15 protein-coding genes and 1 pseudogene are annotated in these 20,609 nt (G+C 71.4%); 13 read left to right on the top strand and 3 right to left on the bottom strand.

What is annotated here, in order from left to right:
* The first annotated feature begins 67 nt into the window (after nt 1-67).
* The gene (uvrA, locus tag IE94_RS0119140; protein ID WP_030185825.1) at nt 68-3,151 is read left to right on the top strand and encodes an excinuclease ABC subunit UvrA; all 3,084 of its coding nucleotides are present in this window, start codon (nt 68-70) and stop codon (nt 3,149-3,151) included.
* A 104-nt stretch (nt 3,152-3,255) separates the two neighbouring features.
* On the opposite strand, the gene IE94_RS0119135 is transcribed toward uvrA, so the two are convergent.
* Nucleotides 3,256-4,164, bottom strand: coding sequence for a carbohydrate kinase family protein (locus IE94_RS0119135; RefSeq protein WP_030185823.1), 909 nt, complete (start codon nt 4,162-4,164; stop codon nt 3,256-3,258).
* On the bottom strand, nt 4,161-5,246 hold the full coding sequence (locus IE94_RS0119130; protein ID WP_030185821.1) for a LacI family DNA-binding transcriptional regulator: 1,086 nt from the start codon (nt 5,244-5,246) through the stop codon (nt 4,161-4,163). Before IE94_RS0119130 ends, IE94_RS0119135 begins: the two co-directional genes overlap by 4 nt.
* A 300-nt stretch (nt 5,247-5,546) precedes the next feature.
* Between IE94_RS0119130 and IE94_RS0119125 the strand changes: the two genes are divergently transcribed.
* Complete coding sequence (locus IE94_RS0119125) at nt 5,547-5,972, top strand: Rieske (2Fe-2S) protein (protein ID WP_030185816.1); 426 nt, start codon at nt 5,547-5,549, stop codon at nt 5,970-5,972.
* Nucleotides 5,973-6,009: 37 nt separating this feature from the next.
* On the opposite strand, the gene IE94_RS0119120 is transcribed toward IE94_RS0119125, so the two are convergent.
* Nucleotides 6,010-6,960, bottom strand: a complete 951-nt coding sequence (locus IE94_RS0119120; RefSeq protein WP_030185813.1) for a hypothetical protein — start codon at nt 6,958-6,960, stop codon at nt 6,010-6,012.
* Between the two features lie 348 nt (nt 6,961-7,308).
* Between IE94_RS0119120 and uvrC the strand changes: the two genes are divergently transcribed.
* The 11 genes and pseudogenes from uvrC to IE94_RS0119065 form a co-directional block, all read left to right on the top strand.
* Nucleotides 7,309-9,441 (top strand): excinuclease ABC subunit UvrC, encoded by a 2,133-nt coding sequence (gene uvrC, locus IE94_RS0119115; RefSeq protein ID WP_030185810.1) that lies wholly within the window; start codon nt 7,309-7,311, stop codon nt 9,439-9,441.
* A complete protein-coding gene (gene rapZ, locus IE94_RS0119110) occupies nt 9,438-10,481 on the top strand; it encodes an RNase adapter RapZ (RefSeq protein WP_030185808.1) in 1,044 nt (347 codons plus the stop codon). Before uvrC ends, rapZ begins: the two co-directional genes overlap by 4 nt.
* Nucleotides 10,478-11,569, top strand: a complete 1,092-nt coding sequence (locus IE94_RS0119105; protein ID WP_030185802.1) for a gluconeogenesis factor YvcK family protein — start codon at nt 10,478-10,480, stop codon at nt 11,567-11,569. The genes rapZ and IE94_RS0119105 overlap by 4 nt, the downstream gene beginning before the upstream one ends.
* The gene (whiA, locus tag IE94_RS0119100) at nt 11,560-12,549 is read left to right on the top strand and encodes a DNA-binding protein WhiA (RefSeq protein WP_030185801.1); all 990 of its coding nucleotides are present in this window, start codon (nt 11,560-11,562) and stop codon (nt 12,547-12,549) included. The genes IE94_RS0119105 and whiA overlap by 10 nt, the downstream gene beginning before the upstream one ends.
* Before the next feature lie 175 nt (nt 12,550-12,724).
* Complete coding sequence (locus IE94_RS0119095) at nt 12,725-15,697, top strand: M14 family metallopeptidase (RefSeq protein WP_030185800.1); 2,973 nt, start codon at nt 12,725-12,727, stop codon at nt 15,695-15,697.
* A gap of 227 nt (nt 15,698-15,924) precedes the next feature.
* Nucleotides 15,925-16,935 carry a type I glyceraldehyde-3-phosphate dehydrogenase gene (gap, locus tag IE94_RS0119090; RefSeq protein ID WP_030185797.1) on the top strand — a complete coding sequence of 337 codons (1,011 nt, stop codon included), beginning with the start codon at nt 15,925-15,927 and terminating at the stop codon, nt 16,933-16,935.
* 134 nt (nt 16,936-17,069) lie between these two features.
* Nucleotides 17,070-18,281 (top strand): phosphoglycerate kinase, encoded by a 1,212-nt coding sequence (locus tag IE94_RS0119085; protein WP_030185796.1) that lies wholly within the window; start codon nt 17,070-17,072, stop codon nt 18,279-18,281.
* Between the two features lie 5 nt (nt 18,282-18,286).
* Nucleotides 18,287-19,063 carry a triose-phosphate isomerase gene (gene tpiA, locus IE94_RS0119080; protein WP_030185794.1) on the top strand — a complete coding sequence of 259 codons (777 nt, stop codon included), beginning with the start codon at nt 18,287-18,289 and terminating at the stop codon, nt 19,061-19,063.
* Between the two features lie 135 nt (nt 19,064-19,198).
* On the top strand, nt 19,199-19,435 hold the full coding sequence (secG, locus tag IE94_RS0119075; RefSeq protein ID WP_078606522.1) for a preprotein translocase subunit SecG: 237 nt from the start codon (nt 19,199-19,201) through the stop codon (nt 19,433-19,435).
* Between the two features lie 226 nt (nt 19,436-19,661).
* Nucleotides 19,662-19,997: an RNA polymerase-binding protein RbpA gene (locus IE94_RS0119070; RefSeq protein WP_003976875.1), complete on the top strand. Its 336-nt coding sequence runs from the start codon at nt 19,662-19,664 to the stop codon at nt 19,995-19,997.
* 101 nt (nt 19,998-20,098) lie between these two features.
* A pseudogene (locus IE94_RS0119065) lies at nt 20,099-20,609 on the top strand (glucose-6-phosphate isomerase); the annotation flags it as partial.

The following is a 20,609-nucleotide window of genomic DNA, read 5'->3' as shown; positions in this document are numbered from 1 at the left end:
TCCCCCTAGTCTGAGAAGGACGGGGGCCCCGCCCCTGTCACTTCTCTCAAGAAAGGTGCGGACCGGCGTGGCCGACCGTCTCATCGTCCGTGGCGCGCGCGAGCACAACCTGAAGAACGTCTCGCTCGACCTGCCTCGCGACTCGCTCATCGTCTTCACGGGCCTGTCCGGGTCGGGCAAGTCCTCCCTGGCCTTCGACACGATCTTCGCCGAGGGCCAGCGGCGCTACGTGGAGTCCCTCTCGTCCTACGCCCGGCAGTTCCTCGGTCAGATGGACAAGCCGGACGTCGACTTCATCGAGGGCCTCTCCCCGGCGGTCTCCATCGACCAGAAGTCGACCTCGCGCAACCCGCGCTCCACGGTCGGCACCATCACCGAGGTCTACGACTACCTGCGCCTGCTCTTCGCCCGCATCGGCAAGCCGCACTGTCCCGAGTGCGGCCGGCCGATCTCGCGCCAGTCGCCGCAGGCCATCGTGGACAGGGTCCTGGAGCTGCCGGAGGGCAGCCGCTTCCAGGTGCTGTCGCCGCTGGTGCGCGAGCGCAAGGGCGAGTTCGTCGACCTCTTCGCCGACCTCCAGACCAAGGGCTACTCCCGCGCGCGGGTGGACGGCGAGACCGTCCAGCTGTCCAACCCGCCCACGCTGAAGAAGCAGGAGAAGCACACCATCGAGGTGGTCGTCGACCGCCTCACCGTGAAGGACTCCGCCAAGCGGCGCCTGACCGACTCCGTGGAGACCGCGCTCGGCCTGTCCGGCGGCATGGTCGTGCTCGACTTCGTCGACCTCCCCGAGGACGACCCCGAGCGCGAGCGCATGTTCTCGGAGCACCTGTACTGCCCGTACGACGACCTGTCCTTCGAGGAGCTGGAGCCCCGTTCCTTCTCCTTCAACTCGCCCTTCGGCGCCTGCCCCGACTGCTCCGGCATTGGCACGCGCATGGAGGTCGACCCGGAGCTGATCGTCCCCGACGAGGACAAGTCCCTCGACGAGGGCGCCATCCACCCCTGGTCGCACGGGCACACCAAGGACTACTTCGGCCGCCTGATCGGTGCCCTCGCGGACGCGCTCGGCTTCCGTACGGACATCCCCTTCGCGGGCCTGCCGCTGCGCGCCCGCAAGGCCCTGCTGAACGGCCACAAGACCCAGGTCGAGGTCCGCTACCGCAACCGGTACGGGCGCGAGCGCCGGTACACCACGGCCTTCGAGGGAGCCATTCCCTTCGTCAAGCGCCGCCACAGCGAGGCCGAGAGCGACTCCAGCCGCGAGCGCTTCGAGGGCTACATGCGCGAGGTGCCCTGCCCCACCTGCGAGGGCACCCGCCTCAAGCCGCTCGTCCTCGCGGTCACCGTCATGGACAAGTCGATCGCCGAGGTCTCGGCGATGTCCATCAGCGACTGCGCCGACTTCCTGGGCGAGCTGAAGCTCAACGCCCGCGACAAGAAGATCGCCGAGCGCGTGCTGAAGGAGGTCAACGAACGGCTGCGGTTCCTGGTCGACGTCGGCCTGGACTACCTCTCGCTCAACCGCGCGGCGGGCACCCTCTCCGGCGGCGAGGCCCAGCGCATCCGGCTGGCGACCCAGATCGGCTCCGGACTCGTCGGCGTGCTGTACGTCCTCGACGAGCCGTCCATCGGCCTGCACCAGCGCGACAACCACCGGCTCATCGAGACGCTCGTCCGACTCCGGGACATGGGCAACACGCTCATCGTCGTCGAGCACGACGAGGACACCATCAAGGTCGCCGACTGGATCGTCGACATCGGCCCCGGCGCCGGTGAGCACGGCGGCAAGGTGGTGCACAGCGGCTCCGTCAAGGAGCTGCTCGACAACGCCGAGTCGCAGACCGGCCTGTACCTGTCCGGGCGGAAGGCCATCCCGCTGCCCGACATCAGGCGCCCGCACGACCCCTCCCGGCGGCTGACCGTGCACGGCGCCCGGGAGAACAACCTCCAGGACATCGACGTGTCCTTCCCGCTGGGCGTGTTCACGGCCGTCACCGGCGTCTCGGGATCCGGCAAGTCGACGCTGGTCAACGACATCCTGTACACCCACCTGGCCCGCGAGCTGAACGGCGCGCGGAACGTCCCGGGCAGGCACACGCGCGTGGACGGCGACGACCTCGTCGACAAGGTCGTCCACGTCGACCAGTCGCCCATCGGCCGCACCCCGCGGTCGAACCCGGCGACGTACACCGGGGTCTTCGACCACATCCGCAAGCTGTTCGCGGAGACGACGGAGGCGAAGGTGCGGGGCTACCTGCCCGGCAGGTTCTCCTTCAACGTCAAGGGCGGCCGCTGCGAGAACTGCGCGGGCGACGGCACGATCAAGATCGAGATGAACTTCCTCCCGGACGTCTACGTCCCGTGCGAGGTCTGCCACGGCGCCCGGTACAACCGGGAGACCCTGGAGGTCCACTACAAGGGCAAGTCCATCGCCGACGTCCTGAACATGCCGATCGAGGAGGCGACCGACTTCTTCGAGGCGGTGCCCGCCATCTCCCGGCACATGAAGACCCTGAAGGACGTCGGCCTCGGCTACGTCCGGCTCGGCCAGTCCGCGACCACCCTGTCCGGCGGCGAGGCCCAGCGCGTCAAGCTTGCCAGCGAGCTGCAGCGCCGCTCCACCGGGCGCACGGTCTACGTCCTGGACGAGCCGACCACCGGTCTGCACTTCGAGGACATCAGCAAGCTGCTGACGGTCCTCGGCGGACTGGTCGACAAGGGCAACACGGTCATCGTCATCGAGCACAACCTCGACGTGATCAAGACCGCCGACTGGGTGGTCGACATGGGTCCCGAGGGCGGCGCCGGTGGTGGCCTGGTGGTCGCCGAGGGCACGCCCGAGCAGGTCGCGGGCGTACCCGCCAGCCACACCGGCAAGTTCCTGCGGGACGTCCTCGGTGCCGACCGGGTCAGCGACGCGGCCCCGGTGACCAGGCCGCGCAAGGCGCAGAAGACCGTGGCGGCCAAGGCCGCCGCCAAGAAGACCGCCACGAAGACAGTCACCGGCACGGCCGTCAAGAAGACCGCCACGAAGACGGTCACCGGCACGGCCGTCAAGAAGACGACCGCCGCCAAGACGGCCAGGACGGCGGCCAAGAAGACCGCCAAGCCCGCCGCGAAGAAGACCACGCGGACGAGCAAGGCCTGAGTCCCGACGGCACCGGGGCCTCACGGGATCATCCGTGGGGCCCCGTCGCCGTCCGCTCAGCCACGGCCGTTGCCGTACCGGCTACCCGCTCCCGCCCCGCGCCGTCAGACGGCGACTTCGTGGGCGTACGGCGGTTCCGCGCCCGCGCGGGAACAGGTGACCGCCGCCGCGCGGGCGGCGAAGCCCAGCAGCCCCGCCCAGCCGTCCGCTCCCAGAGCCGCCACCGCCGCGTCGCCGAGGGCGTCCCGTGCCGCGAGGCCGTGCAGGAGGGCCGCGTTCACCGTGTCACCCGCGCCGATCGTGTCCACCACCTCGACGCGCTCGCCCGGCACCGTGTACTCGCCCCCGTCCCGGGTGAACGCCGTCAGGCCGTCGCCGCCCCGGGTGACCACGACCGCGGCCGGCCCCGCCGCGAGCCACTCACGGGGCGTGCCGCCGAGCCACTCGGCGTCCTCGGCGGACAGCTTCAGCAGCGACACCGACGGCAGCCAGCTCTTGAACCGGGCCCGGTAGGCGTCCGGGTCCGGGATCAGCCCGGCCCGGATGTTCGGGTCCAGCGCCGTGAACACGCCCCGAGCGGCCGTCTCGCGCAGCAGTTCCTCGTAGGCGCTCGCGCCCGGCTCCAGCACCAGGGAACAGGTCCCGAAGGAGACGGCCCGGGTGCCGGGCGGCAGACCGGCGGGCAGCGAGAACAGCCGGTCGGCCGTCCCGTCCACGTAGAAGGAGTACGCGGCCGAGCCGTCCGCGTCGAGCGAGGCCACGGCGAGGGTCGTGGGCTCGGTCCCGCGCTGCACCGGCGAGACGTCCACGCCGGTCTCGCGCAGCCGGTCGAGCAGCGCCTCGCCGAAGCCGTCGTACGACACCCGGGAGCAGAAAGCGACGGGTGAGCCGAGGCGGCCCAGTGCGACGGCCGTGTTGTAGGGACCGCCGCCGAGCGCGGGCCGCAGCGCGGCGAGGGCGCCCGTGCCCTGCGGTACCAGGTCGATCAGTGCCTCACCGGCGACGACGATCACGGGAGGGTCCTTTCGTTGGCCTTGGCACGGGCTTTTCCGGACGGGCTGAAGGGCGTTGCGGGCTGCTCGGCGCAGCCGCAGGAGTCGCGGTGGACGAAGGAGCAGGGCAGCCGCAGGGTCTGCGCGGGCCGGTCCGGCGCGGCGAGTCGATCGAGGAGCAGCCGGACGGCTCGCGCCCCGATGTCCCTGCTGGGCTGGGCGACGGCGGTGAGCCGCGGCGAGAAGAGGTCCGCCCAGGCGAAGTCGTCGAAACAGCACAGCGCGAGGTCACCGGGCACGGACAGGCCCCGGCACCGCAGGGCGCGCAGGGCGCCGAGGGTCATGGCGTTGTTGGCGGTGACCAGTGCGGTGGGCGGCACCGCCAGGGAGAGCAGCTCCGCCGTGGCCCGTTCGCCGCCGGCCACCTCGGAGTCGCCGTGGACCAGCAGCCGCTCGTCGAACGGCAGCCCGGCGGCGGCGAGGCCGTGCCGGTACCCGGTGATCCGCTCGCGGGTCGTGCTGAGCCCCGGGCGGCCCGCGACCAGCCCGATGCGGCGGTGGCCCAGCCCGGCGAGATGGCCCACCAGCCGGGTCGTCGGCTCGGCGCCCTCGGCGCAGACCTGGTCGAAGCGCGGGGCGTCCTCGCCCTCCGGCACGTCGAGGACCCGGTCGAGGAACACGGTCGGCACCCGGTGGCGCGTGAGGTAGGCGACGAGGTCCCGGGGGTCGGCGGAGGGCGCGACGATCATGCCGTCCACCCGGCGTTCGTGCAGCAGCTGGACCACTTTGCGCTCGTGCCCGGGGTCGTCGTGCGGATCGGCGATGAGCAGGCTGTAACCGTGCTCCAGGGCGCCGGCCTCGACGCCCTGAAGGATCTCCGTGACGTACGGGTTGCTGATCGCCGACACCGCGAGTCCGATGGAGCGGGTGCGGGAGGTCACCAGGGATCGGGCCAGGCCGTTCGGGGTGTACCCCAGCTCCTCGACGGCGTCCAGCACCGCCTGACGGGTGTGCGGCAGCACCGGGCGGGTGTCGTTGAGGACGTGCGAGACGGTCGCCACGGAGACCCCGGCGCTCCGTGCGACGTCGGCCATGGTCACCACCGGCGTACCCCCTCCCGTCTGGTCGCTGTGGCCGGACCGTACCCCATGGCCCCGGGCGGCGTAAACGCTTGCGCAAGCGTTTACGCGGTTCTCGGGGGAGACCTGGCCGCGCTCTCTCGCGCCCGGGCCACCCGGCCCACGGAACGGCCCGGCCCGCCGGATATCGTCGCCCTGCACCCGCGCACCCGCGCACCCGCGCACCCGCGCACCCGCGCACCCGCGCACCCGCGCAATCGCGCACCCGCGCACCCGCGCACCCGCGCAATCGCGGTCCTGCCCGTCCCGACCAGTGGAGATTCCATGTCCGGCCGTCCCGCCCCGAGCCGCCGTACCGTCCTGCGTTCGGCGGCCGCCACGCCCGTCGTCGGCCTCGGCCTGGCCGCCTGCTCCCCGGGTGACGACGGCGCCGCGCCGGCCAGGCCGACCGCGCCCGTGGACCTCGGCGCGGACGGAGAGGTCGCCAAGGGCGCGACCAAGCTCTTCCCGGACGGGAACGTGGTGGTCAGCCGGGCCGCGGACGGTTCCCTGAAGGCGTTCAGCACGGTGTGCACGCACGCGGGGTGTCCCATCAAGAAGCTGGAGGGGACCAAGCTCGTCTGCAACTGCCACGGCAGCGAGTTCGACGCCCGTACCGGCGAGGTGCTGCACGCCCCCGCGACCGCGCCGCTCATCGAACTGCCCGTCGAGGTGAAGCAGGGCCGGATCGTCGCGAGCCCGGGGACCTGACCGGGCCCAAGCGGCCGACGGGCCCGGACTCGTCCTCCTACTCCCAGTCCCAGCCGATCCCCAGCATCCCCGACCTGACCCGCGGCTCCACGAGGTGCACCGAGTGGTGCCGACCGCTGAGCGCCAGATCCTGCCGACCGCCGCGCGGGGCGGCCGGAGAGTGCTGCGTGAACCGGTGGCAGCGCACCGGAAGGGCCGAGGTGTCGAAGCGCACCTGGAGCGCGTACTGCCCGCCCGTCGTGCCGAACCCGCGGACGTACTCGCGCGACACACCGGCGGTGCCGTCCTCGACGCGGTAGTGGAAGAGGTGGGTGTCGCCCGTCCGCAGTCGCGTGTCGAAGAGCAGCTCCGCCACGAGGACACCGGTCTCGTCGTGGGTGCGGACGCGTCCTGTGCGGCAGTTCTCCAGCGCGTGGACGGTCATCCGCGCGGGGACGCAACCCGGATCGCCGTAATGGACGGCGACGAATCGGTCGACGCCGTCGCGGTGGGCGCGGACGATGAGGTGCGACTCGCGTCCGGTCAGCTCCCGGCCGGGACCGATCCGGACCTGTTCGTGGTGCCCGAGGGTGTGCACCCCGCCGTCCGGATCCGGGTGCCCCAGCTCGGCCAGCAGCCGGTCCAGGACGCCCGAGGCCGCCAGGTGGGCGCGGTAGGAGCGGCCCGCGGGCCGACGCTGCGAGGTGTCCTCGTCGGCCTCGGAGAGCAGGCGTATCAGCGACTCCTCGGGCAGCTGGAGTATCTCCTCCAGGGCCCGTACGGCCCGCAGGGACTCCGGACGCTGCGGACGGCGGGCGCCCTGCTGCCAGTAGCTCAGACTCGTGACGCCCACCTTCACCCCGTGGCGCGACAGGTGGTGCTGCACCCGCTGCAGCGGCAGGCCGCGGGCGGCGATCGCCGCCCGCAGGGCGACGTGGAAGGGGCCACCGCGCAGGGCGGAGTCGAGTTGCGCGGTGGCGACGTCCGCGTGCTGTGTGGCGTGCGGCATGCAGGGGCCCTTCTGTGAAGTTCACGACGGCTGGTCAGGCCGGCGACACGGATCGGCCGGGGCCGCCACCCCCGTCGCGACGCAGAGGTCTTCACATCCGTACGCCGCGCTCCAGGGCCCCGAGTCCCCCCGCATTGAAGCGTGTTGACCTAGCCCCGACAACACCTGACACCCGACCGCCGTGTGCTCCTGGCCGAGAACGCACCGGCCCGCCTCCCGACGGCCACCCGGTGTGACCGGGCGGACCCGCACCGTCCTCGCCGACCCTCCCCGCGGGTTGTCCACAGGGGTCCGGCCGTCGTCCACAGCCCCGCCGAAGTGTCGGTCCGCGCCAGTAGGGTGTGAGTCATGGCCGACCCCTCCAGCTACCGCCCCAGGCCGGGAGAGATCCCGGACTCCCCGGGGGTGTACAGGTTCCGTGACGAGCACCGCCGGGTGATCTACGTCGGAAAGGCGAAGAGCCTGCGCCAGCGCCTGGCGAACTACTTCCAGGACCTGGCGAACCTGCACCCGCGCACCCGCACCATGGTCACGACGGCCGCGTCCGTGGAATGGACGGTGGTGTCCACGGAGGTCGAGGCGCTTCAGCTGGAGTACTCCTGGATCAAGGAGTACGACCCCCGGTTCAACGTCAAGTACCGCGACGACAAGAGCTACCCGTACCTCGCGGTGACGATGAACGAGGAGTTTCCGCGCGTCCAGGTGATGCGCGGCCAGAAGAAGAAGGGCGTGCGCTACTTCGGGCCGTACGGGCACGCCTGGGCGATCCGCGACACGGTCGACCTCTTGCTGCGCGTCTTCCCGGTGCGTACCTGCTCGGCGGGTGTCTTCAAGAACGCCGCCCGCACGGGCCGCCCCTGCCTGCTCGGGTACATCGGCAAGTGCTCGGCGCCCTGCGTCGGCCGCATCGACCCCGACGACCACTGGGACCTGGCCGACGAGTTCTGCGACTTCATGGCCGGCCGCACCGGTACCTACCTGCGCCGCCTGGAGCGGCAGATGGCCGAGGCGGCCGAGGACATGGAGTACGAGCGGGCGGCGCGCCTGCGGGACGACATCGGGGCCCTGAAGAAGGCGATGGAGAAGAGCGCGGTGGTACTCGCCGACGCCACCGACGCCGACCTGATCGCGGTCGCCGAGGACGAGCTGGAGGCGGCCGTCCAGATCTTCCACGTGCGCGGCGGACGCGTGCGCGGGCAGCGCGGCTGGGTCACCGACAAGGTGGAGGAGATCACCACCGGCGCCCTCGTCGAGCACGCCCTCCAGCAGCTGTACGGCGAGGAGAGGGGCGACGCCGTCCCCAAGGAGGTCCTGGTCCCTGCGCTGCCCGACCCGGTCGACCCGGTCCAGGAGTGGCTGACCGAGCGCCGCGGCTCGGGAGTGTCGCTGCGCATCCCGCAGCGCGGCGACAAGAAGGCGCTGATGGAGACCGTCCAGCGCAACGCCCAGCAGGCCCTCGTCCTGCACAAGACCAAGCGCGCCTCCGACCTGACGACACGCTCGCGCGCGCTGGAGGAGATCGCCGAGGCCCTCGGCCTGGACAGTGCCCCGCTCAGGATCGAGTGCTACGACATCTCGCACCTCCAGGGCGACGACGTCGTGGCCTCCATGGTCGTCTTCGAGGACGGGCTGGCCCGGAAGAGCGAATACCGACGGTTCCAGATCAAGGGCTTCGCGGGACAGGACGACGTCCGTTCCATGCACGAGGTGATCACGCGCCGCTTCCGCCGCTACCTCGCCGAGAAGGAGAAGACCGGCGAGTGGGCGGAGGGCGAGGAGCCGACCGACGGCGACCGGCACACCGGCAGCGGGGCCGCCGCGGGCGACGGCCCGGTCCTCGCGGACGGCCCGGCCCTCATCGAGGCCCCGGCGCTCAAGGACGACGACGGCCGGCCCAAGCGCTTCGCCTACCCGCCCCAGCTCGTCGTCGTCGACGGCGGGCAGCCGCAGGTCGCGGCGGCCCAGCGGGCGCTGGACGAGCTGGGCATCGACGACATCGCCGTGTGCGGGCTCGCCAAGCGCCTGGAGGAGGTCTGGCTGCCCGGGGAGGACGACCCGGTCGTCCTGCCCCGCACCAGCGAGGGCCTCTACCTGCTGCAGCGGGTCCGCGACGAGGCGCACCGCTTCGCGATCACCTACCAGCGCGCCAAGCGCGCCAAGCGCTTCCGCTCCAGCCCGCTGGACGACGTGCCCGGCCTGGGGGAGACCCGTAAACAGGCGCTGATCAAGCACTTCGGTTCGGTGAAGAAGCTGCGGTCGGCGACGATCGACCAGATCTGCGAGGTGCCCGGCATAGGCCGCAAGACGGCCGAGACGGTCGCCGTGGCCCTCGCCCGGGCCACCCCGGCCGCGCCCGCCGTGAACACGGCGACCGGAGAGATCATGGATGACGACGACGGGGCACCCGAGACGACCGCGGATGCCCCGGGGGAGCCCGTGTCCGCGGGCACCCCGGACGAACGACGGGGGCAGGAGAGATGACCGAGCACGAGGCACAGCCCGCAGCGGAGCGAGAACAGGCGAGGCCCGCGGCCGGACGAGAACAGGCACAGCCCGCGACGGGACGGGAACCTACCGGGCCCGCGGCCGAACGGGAACAGACCCGCGACGACGGAGCACAGGTGAGTACGGGCAAGGAAACAGCAGGGGCGCACGAGGCGGCCATCCCCGAGCTGGTGATCATCTCCGGCATGTCCGGAGCCGGCCGCTCGACCGCCGCGAAGTGTCTGGAGGACCTGGGCTGGTTCGTCGTCGACAACCTCCCGCCCGCGCTGATCCCCACCATGGTCGAGCTGGGAGCCCGCTCCCAGGGCAACGTGGCCCGCATCGCGGTGGTCGTCGACGTCCGCGGCCGGCGCTTCTTCGACAACCTGCGCGAATCCCTCGCGGACCTCGACGCCCGCGGCGTCACCCGCCGGATCGTCTTCCTGGAGTCCTCCGACGACGCCCTGGTGCGCCGCTTCGAGTCGGTGCGCCGCCCGCACCCCCTCCAGGGCGACGGCCGGATCGTCGACGGCATCGCCGCCGAGCGCGAGCTCCTGCGCGAGCTGCGCGGCGACGCCGACCTGGTGATCGACACCTCCAGCCTCAACGTGCACGAGCTGCGCGCCAAGATGGACGCCCAGTTCGCCGGCGAGGAGGAGCCCGAGCTGCGGGCCACGGTGATGTCCTTCGGCTTCAAGTACGGCCTCCCGGTCGACGCCGACCTCGTCGTCGACATGCGCTTCCTGCCCAACCCGCACTGGGTCCCGGAGCTGCGCCCCTTCACCGGCCTCAACGAGGAGGTGTCGAGCTACGTCCTCAACCAGCCCGGGGCCAAGGAGTTCCTCGACCGCTACGCCGAGCTGCTCCAGCTGATCGCCGCGGGCTACCGTCGGGAGGGCAAGCGCTACGTGACCGTCGCCGTCGGTTGCACCGGCGGCAAGCACCGGTCCGTGGCCATGTCGGAGAAGCTCGCCGCCCGGCTCGCCGCCGAGGGCGTGGAGACGGTGGTCGTCCACCGGGACATGGGACGGGAATGACAGGACGTACTCCGCGGCTGAGCAGGCTGCGCCGGGTGGTGCCCGAGGGGCGCGGCGGCAGACCCGCCGACGCCCGCGCCGCCCGGCCCGAACAGGCGCGCGGCGGCAAGCCGCGCCGCCGGGGCGCCCAGCCCAAGGTCGTCGCGCTCGGCGGCGGCATGGGCCTGTCCGCCTCGCTCGCCGCGCTGCGCCGGATCACCGGCGACCTCACCGCCGTCGTCACCGTCGCCGACGACGGCGGCTCCAGCGGGCGGCTGCGCGACGAGCTGGGTGTCCTGCCTCCCGGCGACCTGCGCAAGGCGCTCGCCGCACTGTGCGGCGACGACGACTGGGGCCAGACCTGGGCCCGCGTCATCCAGCACCGCTTCCAGTCCCAGGGCGACCTGCACGAACACGCGGTCGGCAATCTGCTGATCGTCGCCCTGTGGGAGCAGCTCGGCGATCACGTCCAGGCACTGGACCTGGTGGGCAAGCTGCTCGGCGCGCACGGGCGGGTGCTGCCCATGTCCGCCGTCCCGCTGGAGCTCCAGGCCCTGGTCAGGGGCCACGACCCGGAGCGGCCCGACGAGGTGGACACCGTACGGGGGCAGGCGACCGTGGCGCTCACCCCCGGCGAGGTGCAGTCCGTGCACCTGGTGCCCAGCGACCCGCCGGCCGTCCACGAGGCGGTCGACGCCGTCCTGGACGCCGACTGGGTGGTGCTCGGCCCCGGCTCCTGGTTCTCCTCGGTCATCCCGCACCTGCTCGTGCCGGATCTGCTGGACGCGCTGGTCGAGACGAAGGCGCGCCGGGTGCTCTCGCTGAACCTGGCCCCGCAGCCCGGAGAAACTGAGGGCTTCTCCCCGCAGCGTCATTTGGAGGTTTTGGGACGACACGCCCCTAAACTCGCCCTGGACGTGGTGCTGGCCGACGAGGCCGCCGTGCCCGACCGTGACTCGCTCACCGACGCCGCGAAACGGTTCGGCGCCGCGGTCGAGCTGGCTCCGGTCGCCCGGACCGACGGGACCCCGAGGCACGACCCGGAGCTGCTGGCCGCCGCGTACGACCGTATTTTTCGGATGCATGGAAGGATCGGCCCATGGCGATGACGGCAGCGGTGAAGAGCGAGATCTCCCAGCTCCCCGTCACCCGGACCTGCTGCAGAAAGGCGGAGGTCTCCGCCGTCCTGCGGTTCGCCGGCGGCCTCCACCTGGTGAGCGGACGCATCGTGATCGAGGCGGAGCTGGACACCGGGAACGCGGCGCGACGGCTCAAGCGGGACATCCTGGAGATCTTCGGGCACAGCTCGGAGCTGATCGTGATGGCGCCGGGCGGGCTGCGCCGCGGTTCGCGTTTCGTGGTCCGGGTGGTCGCGGGCGGTGACCAGCTGGCCCGGCAGACCGGTCTGGTGGACGGCCGGGGCCGCCCGATCCGGGGCCTGCCGCCGCAGGTGGTCTCGGGGGCCACCTGTGATGCCGAGGCCGCCTGGCGCGGGGCCTTCCTGGCGCACGGCTCGCTCACCGAGCCCGGCCGGTCCTCCTCTCTGGAGGTGACCTGCCCCGGCCCCGAGGCGGCGCTCGCCCTGGTCGGTGCCGCCCGGCGGCTGTCGATCCCCGCCAAGGCCCGCGAGGTGCGCGGCGTGGACCGCGTCGTGGTCCGCGACGGGGACGCGATCGGCGCCCTGCTCACCCGGCTCGGCGCCCACGACTCGGTGCTGGCCTGGGAGGAGCGCCGGCTGCGGCGCGAGGTCCGCGCCACCGCCAACCGGCTCGCCAACTTCGACGACGCCAACCTGCGCCGCTCCGCCCGCGCGGCCGTCGCCGCCGGCGCCCGGGTGCAGCGCGCCCTGGAGATCCTCGCCGACGACGTGCCCGAGCACCTCGCCGCCGCGGGCCGCCTGCGCATGGAGCACAAGCAGGCCTCCCTGGAGGAGCTGGGTGCCCTCGCCGACCCGCCGCTGACCAAGGACGCCGTCGCAGGGCGCATCCGCCGCCTGCTGGCCATGGCCGACAAGCGGGCCTCGGACCTCGGCATCGCCGGCACGGATGCCAACCTCGGCGAGGAGCTGGCCGACAACCTGGTCGGCTGACCGTTCCGGCGGGAGCGCCAACGAGCCGGTGCCGTCGCCCACTTGGGTGACCGGCACCGGCTTTCGCGTGTCCGTGCCGCACTCTTGACTCGATCATGAGCTGTCATGAGCCTGGCATCTGTTCGCTGCTGTGGCGAACCCAGGCCTGTCGGACAGGCCCCATCTAGGGGGGTTCATGAGACGAAGAGCGAGATCGATCCTCGCCGTCGGCGCGCTCCTGATCGGCGGAGCGAGCGTCACGCCCGTCGCCCAGGCACGACCCGCGGACCCGGGGACCCCGGACGCGAACGAAGTGAAGGTCTACCGCGCCGACGTCAGCCGGGAGCAGGTCCCCCTGCTGCTGGCCGCCGGGCAGGACGGCCACGAACTCGGCGAGCGGGTTCCCGACCGCGGCACGGCGGCCGTCGAGCTGTACCTCACCGGGAAACAGGCCGGCACGCTGGAGAAGCAGGGCGTCGACCTCACCGAGCGCACCCTGTCCGCCCAGGCCGAGAAGCGGGTCGAGACCGCCGCCGACGGCGTCTTCCGCCCCTACAGCGGCAGCGGCGGACTGCGCGAGGAGATCCTGCGGACCGCCCAGGAGAACCCCGGCCTCACCAAGGTCGTCTCCATCGGCAAGACGGTGAACGGCCAGGACATCCTGGCGCTCAAGCTCACCAGGCACGCGAAGACGTCGAGGGACGGCTCCAAGCCGTCCGTCCTCTACATGTCCAACCAGCACGCGCGCGAGTGGATCACCCCGGAGATGACCCGGCGGCTGATGCACCACTACCTGGACAACTACAAGAAGGACCGGCGGATCAGGGGGATCGTCGACTCCACCGAGCTGTGGTTCGTCCTGTCGGCCAACCCCGACGGCTACGACTACACCTTCGAGAGCACCGACAACCGCCTCTGGCGCAAGAACCTGCGCGACGTCAACGGCGACGGCACCATCAGCACCGGCGACGGCGTCGACCTGAACCGCAACTTCGCCTACAAGTGGGGCTACGACGACGAGGGCTCGTCCCCCAACCCCACCAGCGAGACCTACCGCGGCGCGAGCCCCGGCTCCGAGCCCGAGACCAAGGCGCTCGACGCCTTCCAGAAGCGGATCGGCTTCACCTACGGCATCAACTACCACTCCGCCGCCGAGCTCCTCCTCTACGGCGTCGGCTGGCAGGTGGCCACCAACACCCCGGACGACGTCCTCTACAAGGCGCTGGCCGGCACGCCCGACAACTCCGCGATCCCCGGTTACCACCCGCAGGTCTCCTCGGAGCTGTACACCACCAACGGCGAGGCCGACGGGCACGCGGCCAACGTCAACGGCATGGCGATGTTCACCCCGGAGATGTCGACCTGCCAGACGGCCTCCGACGTGGACCCCGACGACCAGTGGAACGCGCGCGACTGTCAGTCGGGCTTCAACTTCCCCGACGACGAGAAGCTGATCCAGGAGGAGTTCGCCAAGAACGTCCCCTTCGCGCTCTCCGTCGCCGAGTCCGCCGCCCACCCCGACCGGCCGTCCTCCTCGGTCGGTCTGGACGCCGCCGACTTCACCCCGGCCCCCTTCACCACCTCCTACGCGCGCGGCGCGGACCAGGAGGTCTCCGTCGTCGTCCGCAAGTCCATGCGCGACAAGGAGCTGAAGTACCGCGTCAACGGCGGACGCACCCACGACGTGGCGCTGCGGCCCTGGCGGGGCGGCGAGACGTACGGCGGTGAGGACAACCTCTACTTCGACGAGTACCGGGCCGAGGTCGAGGGCGCCGGCCCCGGCGACCGCGTCGAGGTCTGGTTCACCGGCCAGACGCCGCGCGGCGGCCACGACCGGCACGGCAAGCGCACCGAGAGCGGGCACTTCACGTACACGGTCGCCGAGCGGCCCCGCGCCGACGTCCTCGTCGTCGCCGAGGAGGGCGCGAAGGCCACGCAGACCCAGACGTACGTGGACGCGCTCAAGGCCAACGGCCGGCGCGCGGCCGTCTGGGACGTCGCCACGCAGGGCGCTCCCGACGCGCTCGGCGTCCTCGGCCACTTCGGCACCGTCGTCCACTACACGGGCGCCGCGGTGCCCGGCAACGCCACCCAGCTCCAGTTGCGCGCCTTCCTCAACGAGGGCGGCAAGCTGATCGAGGCCGGCGAGCAGGCCGGCGGCGACGTCGACCTCGGTGGCGGCACCCTCTCCGACGACTTCAGCCAGTACTACCTGGGCGCCTACACCCGCACCTCCACCTCCGGCGCCACCGGCTTCACCGGCTCCGGCAGGCTCGACAAGGCGGGCGGCACCCTCGGCGACGCCCCCGGCAACCCGCTGGACGCCGCGGGCACCTACAGCGTGACCTCCGACGAGCTGGACCCCGGCACCTACCCGCAGTTCGCGAGCGAGGGGGCCGGGAAGTTCGCCGGGACCGTCAACCCGTACGGGCCCTACGCGGGGGAACGGATGGCAGCCGCCGTCCACACCGACGACGCCTACAAGCGCCTCACCCGCACCGTCGACCTCACCCAGGTCACCGCCGCCGACCGTCCCACGCTCCGCACCCAGCTGCTGTGGGACACCGAGCGCGGCTACGACCACGCCCTCGTCGAGGCGCACACCACCGGCGCCGAGGACTGGACCACGCTGCCCGAGGCGAACGGTGCCACCTCCACCGCCGTGCCCGCCGAGTGCGCGGCCGGGTTCTACATGGGCGAGCACCCCTGGCTGGCGCACTACCTGACCCTCTCCGACGACGGCTGCGCCGCCACCGGCACCACCGGGCAGTGGAACAGCCTCACCGGCTCCTCCGGCGGCTGGAAGCAGGTCGAGTTCGACCTGAGCGCCTACGCCGGGAAGTCCGTCGAGCTGTCGATCGCCTACGTCACCGACCCCGGCAGCGGCGGCCGCGGCGTCCTCGCCGACGAGGCCTCCCTGGTCGTCGGGGGCACGGCGGCGCAGACCGAGGGCTTCGAGAGCTCGCTGGGCGCCTGGCAGGTCTCCGGACCGCCCGCGGGCAGCCCCGCCGTCCTGAAGGACTGGACCCGCACCGGGACGCTGTTCCAGACCTACGGCGCGGTCACCACGGACGACACCGTGCTGCTCGGCTTCGGCCTGGAGCACCTCGCCGAACCGGCCGCCCGCGCGGCACTGGTCCGGCAGGCGCTGCATGCCCTGGACGAGTGAACTCCGGTGTGCGGGGGACTGACCCGGTGTAGCGAGATCGGGTGATCGGTCCCCGTCGCCCAGGGCGGTCCGTACCCCTACTGGCGGGTACGGACCGCCCTGCCGGGTATGGGCCGTCTCGATGTCACCCCCGACGCCGTAGGGAGGTAGGGTCGGAGGTGGTCGGGGACATCCCAAATACAGCTCGCCGGCACATCGGGCCGGCGTACCAACGAGGAGATCGGTTCGTGACGATCCGCGTAGGCATCAACGGCTTTGGCCGCATCGGTCGCAACTACTTCCGCGCGCTGCTGGAGCAGGGTGCGGACATCGAGATCGTGGCTGTCAACGACCTGGGTGACACCGCGACCACCGCCCATCTGCTGAAGTACGACACCATTCTCGGCCGCCTCAAGGCGGAGGTCTCGCACACCGAGGACACCATCACCGTCGACGGGAAGACCATCAAGGTCCTCTCCGAGCGCAACCCGGCCGACATCCCGTGGGGCGAGCTGGGCGTCGACATCGTGATCGAGTCGACCGGCATCTTCACCAAGAAGGCCGACGCGGAGAAGCACATCGCCGGTGGCGCGAAGAAGGTCCTCATCTCGGCTCCGGCCAAGGACGAGGACATCACCATCGTGATGGGCGTCAACCAGGACAAGTACGACCCGGCGAACCACCACGTCATCTCCAACGCCTCCTGCACCACCAACTGCGTGGCGCCGATGGCCAAGGTCCTCGACGAGAACTTCGGCATCGTCAAGGGCCTGATGACGACGGTCCACGCGTACACGAACGACCAGCGCATCCTGGACTTCCCGCACAAGGACCTGCGCCGCGCCCGTGCCGCCGCGGAGAACATCATCCCGACCACCACGGGTGCCGCCAAGGCCACCGCGCTGGTCCTGCCGCAGCTCAAGGGCAAGCTCGACGGCATCGCGATGCGCGTCCCGGTCCCGACCGGCTCGGCCACCGACCTGGTCGTGGAGCTCCAGCGCGAGGTCACCAAGGACGAGGTCAACGCCGCGTTCAAGAAGGCCGCCGACGACGGCGACCTCAAGGGCTACCTGTTCTACACCGAGGACGCGATCGTCTCCTCGGACATCGTCGGCGACCCGGCCTCCTGCACCTTCGACTCGTCCCTGACCATGGTCCAGGACGGCAAGTCGGTGAAGATCCTCGGCTGGTACGACAACGAGTGGGGCTACTCGAACCGCCTCGTCGACCTCACGGTCTTCGTCGGCAACCAGCTCTGATCGAGTTCAGCAAGGCACCTCGATGCGGTAGCAGGGCTCGGACAGCGCAAGGTCGCGCTGCCCGGGCCCTGCGTCGCGTCCACCGCCACCAGCCCTCGTAGGATCACGAGCGATCCGAGAACCCAGGAGCCCTCTTGAAGACGATCGACGAACTGCTCTCCGAAGGCGTCGCGGGAAAGCGCGTCTTCGTCCGCGCCGACCTGAACGTCCCGCTGGACGGCACCACCATCACCGACGACGGCCGCATCCGCGCCGTGGTGCCCACCGTCAAGGCGCTGGCCGACGCGGGCGCCCGCGTGATCGTCGCCTCGCACCTGGGCCGCCCCAAGGGCGCCCCGGACCCCGCCTTCTCCCTCGCCCCGGCCGCCGCCCGCCTCGGTGAACTGCTCGGCGCCGACGTCTCCTTCGCCGAGGACACGGTCGGCCCCGCCGCCGAGGCCGCCGTCTCGGGCCTCGCCGACGGCCGGGTGGCCGTCATCGAGAACCTGCGCTTCAACGCGGGCGAGACCAGCAAGGACGACGCCGAGCGCGCCGCCTTCGCCGACCGGCTGGCCGGCCTCGCGGACGTCTACGTCGGCGACGGCTTCGGCGCGGTGCACCGGGGGCACGCGTCCGTCTTCGACCTGCCGAAGCGGCTCCCGCACTACGCCGGGTACCTCATCGCCACCGAGGTCGGCGTGCTCAAGAAGCTCACCGACGACGTGCGGCGCCCGTACGTGGTCGCCCTCGGCGGCGCCAAGGTCTCCGACAAGCTCGCCGTCATCGACCAGCTGCTCGGCAAGGCCGACCGGCTCCTCATCGGCGGCGGCATGGCGTACACCTTCCTCAAGGCCAAGGGGTACGAGGTCGGCATCTCGCTGCTCCAGGAGGACCAGATCCCGCCGGTCCAGGAGTACATCGAGCGCGCCGAGAAGAACGGCGTCGAGCTGGTCCTGCCCGTCGACGTGCTGGTCGCGCCCGAGTTCCCGGACCTGAAGACCAAGGCCCCGGCCAACCCCACCACCGTCGCCGCGGACGCCATCCCGGCCGACCAGGAGGGTCTGGACATCGGTCCCGAGACCCGCAAGCTGTACGCATCGAAGCTCGCCGACGCCGCCACCGTCTTCTGGAACGGGCCCATGGGCGTCTTCGAGCACCCCGACTACGCCGAGGGCACCAAAGCGGTCGCCCAGGCCCTCGTCGACGCCCCGGGCTTCACCGTGGTGGGCGGCGGCGACTCCGCCGCGGCCGTGCGCACGCTCGGCTTCGACGAGAACGCATTCGGCCACATCTCGACCGGCGGCGGCGCCTCCCTCGAATACCTCGAGGGCAAGACGCTCCCCGGCCTCGCCGCACTGGAGGACTGACCCCGATGACCACCCGCACACCGCTGATGGCGGGCAACTGGAAGATGAACCTCAACCACCTGGAGGCCATCGCCCACGTCCAGAAGCTCGCCTTCGCCCTCGCGGACAAGGACTACGACGCCGTCGAGGTCGCCGTCCTCGCCCCCTTCACCGACCTGCGCTCCGTGCAGACCCTGGTCGACGGGGACAAGCTCAAGATCAAGTACGGCGCCCAGGACATCTCCGCGCACGACGGCGGCGCCTACACCGGCGAGATCTCCGGCCCCATGCTGGCCAAGCTGAAGTGCACGTACGTGGCCGTCGGCCACTCCGAGCGCCGGCAGTACCACGCCGAGACCGACGAGATCGTGAACGCCAAGGTCAAGGCCGCCTACAAGCACGGCCTGACCCCGATCCTGTGCGTCGGCGAGGAGCTGGACGTCCGCGAGGCGGGCAACCACGTCGAGCACACCCTCACCCAGGTCGAGGGCGGTCTGAAGGACCTCGCGGCCGAGCAGGCCGAGTCCGTCGTGATCGCCTACGAGCCCGTGTGGGCCATCGGCACCGGCAAGGTCTGCGGCGCCGACGACGCCCAGGAGGTCTGCGCGGCGATCCGCGGCAAGCTCGCCGAGCTGTACTCCCAGGAGCTGGCCGACCGGGTCCGCATCCAGTACGGCGGCTCCGTCAAGTCCGGCAACGTCGCCGAGATCATGGCGAAGCCCGACATCGACGGCGCCCTGGTCGGCGGGGCCTCGCTGGACTCGGACGAGTTCGTCAAGATCGTCCGCTTCCGCGACCAGTAGCAGGCGCCCGGTCGAGAGGCAGATCGACCAGTGAGTATGCGCTAGCGGCGATACGTCGTACCCTTGCGGGGGCATGGTGGCCTGCTGTCACCGTGCCCCCGTCGTTCATCCGAATCCGAGGAAGTTGGTCCAGCCGTGGTTTTGGGGTTCTCGATCGCCCTGATCGTCTTCAGCCTGCTGCTGATGCTGCTGGTGCTGATGCACAAGGGGAAGGGCGGCGGCCTCTCCGACATGTTCGGTGGCGGCATGCAGTCGTCCGTCGGCGGCTCCTCGGTCGCCGAGCGCAACCTCGACCGGATCACCGTGGTGGTCGGTCTGTGCTGGTTCGCCTGCATCATGGTGCTCGGCCTGCTGATGAAGGCCAACAGCTGACGCGTCCCTGCGGCCGTCACGCTGCTCCGTCGGCACTTGTGCACGTAAAGCCCCATGTCCGGTACGCGCCTCGGCGCGCCGCCTATCATGGGGCTTGCGTCTGTGCGCTGGAGCTTGTAACTCCAAATACTGGACGTGCGTTGGGCCTTACGTAGACTGAGGCGCTCTCGCAGTGAAGCGAAACGCCGACTCGCTTCGCGGCACCATCACGCAGGGAGTTACGACCGTGGCAAGTGGCAACGCGATCCGGGGAAGCCGGGTCGGGGCGGGGCCGATGGGCGAGGCCGAGCGCGGCGAGTCCGCACCGCGTCTGCGCATCTCCTTCTGGTGCTCCAACGGACACGAGACACAGCCGAGCTTCGCGAGCGACGCCCAGGTCCCGGAGACCTGGGACTGCCCGCGCTGCGGCTTCCCCGCCGGACAGGACCGGGACAACCCGCCGGACCCGCCGCGCACCGAGCCCTACAAGACCCACCTCGCGTACGTGCGCGAGCGCCGCAGCGACGCGGACGGCGAGGCGATCCTCGCCGAGGCACTCGCGAAACTGCGCGGCGAGATCTAGTTCCGCCTCCGTCGGACGCCTTCACTCCTGATCATTTAGGTTGGAACAGCTGTACAGCCGGGACAGCTGGGACACCTCAAGGAAGAAGGCTGACGTCCGACATGAACGCAGACGGCCGTACCAGGCTCCACCAGAGGCCCGAATGGGCCGCGCTGGCCAAGCACCGCGAGCAGCTCGGCGAGGTGCGGCTGCGTGAGCTGTTCGCCGCGGACCCGGGGCGCGGCGCCGGCTGGACGCTCCGCGTGGGTGACCTGTACATCGACTACTCCAAGCACCTCGTCACCGACGAGACGCTCGCCCTGCTCCAGGAGCTGGCCGCCGCGACCGACGTGTTCGGACTGCGCGACGCGATGTTCCGCGGTGAGCGCATCAACATCACCGAGGACCGGGCGGTGCTGCACACCGCGCTGCGCGCCCCGAGGGACGCGGTGATCGAGGTCGACGGCGAGAACGTCGTCCCCCGGGTGCACGCCGTGCTCGACAAGATGGCCGACTTCGCCGACCGGGTCCGCGCCGGCGAGTGGACCGGCCACACCGGCAGGCGCATCCGCAACGTCGTCAACATCGGCATCGGCGGCTCCGACCTCGGCCCCGCCATGGCCTACGAGGCGC

Source organism: Streptomyces violaceorubidus (assembly GCF_000717995.1).
GTDB lineage: Bacteria > Actinomycetota > Actinomycetes > Streptomycetales > Streptomycetaceae > Streptomyces > Streptomyces violaceorubidus.
This window is presented reverse-complemented; position numbering and strand designations above follow the sequence as displayed.

Coding starts and splice junctions, on each gene's coding strand:
- IE94_RS0119125 (WP_030185816.1), top strand. CDS start 5,547: ATGTCCGGCCGTCCCGCCCCGAGCCGCCGTACCGTCCTGCGTTCGGCG.
- IE94_RS0119120 (WP_030185813.1), bottom strand. CDS start 6,960: ATGCCGCACGCCACACAGCACGCGGACGTCGCCACCGCGCAACTCGAC.
- uvrC (WP_030185810.1), top strand. CDS start 7,309: ATGGCCGACCCCTCCAGCTACCGCCCCAGGCCGGGAGAGATCCCGGAC.
- rapZ (WP_030185808.1), top strand. CDS start 9,438: ATGACCGAGCACGAGGCACAGCCCGCAGCGGAGCGAGAACAGGCGAGG.
- IE94_RS0119105 (WP_030185802.1), top strand. CDS start 10,478: ATGACAGGACGTACTCCGCGGCTGAGCAGGCTGCGCCGGGTGGTGCCC.
- whiA (WP_030185801.1), top strand. CDS start 11,560: ATGGCGATGACGGCAGCGGTGAAGAGCGAGATCTCCCAGCTCCCCGTC.
- IE94_RS0119095 (WP_030185800.1), top strand. CDS start 12,725: ATGAGACGAAGAGCGAGATCGATCCTCGCCGTCGGCGCGCTCCTGATC.
- tpiA (WP_030185794.1), top strand. CDS start 18,287: ATGACCACCCGCACACCGCTGATGGCGGGCAACTGGAAGATGAACCTC.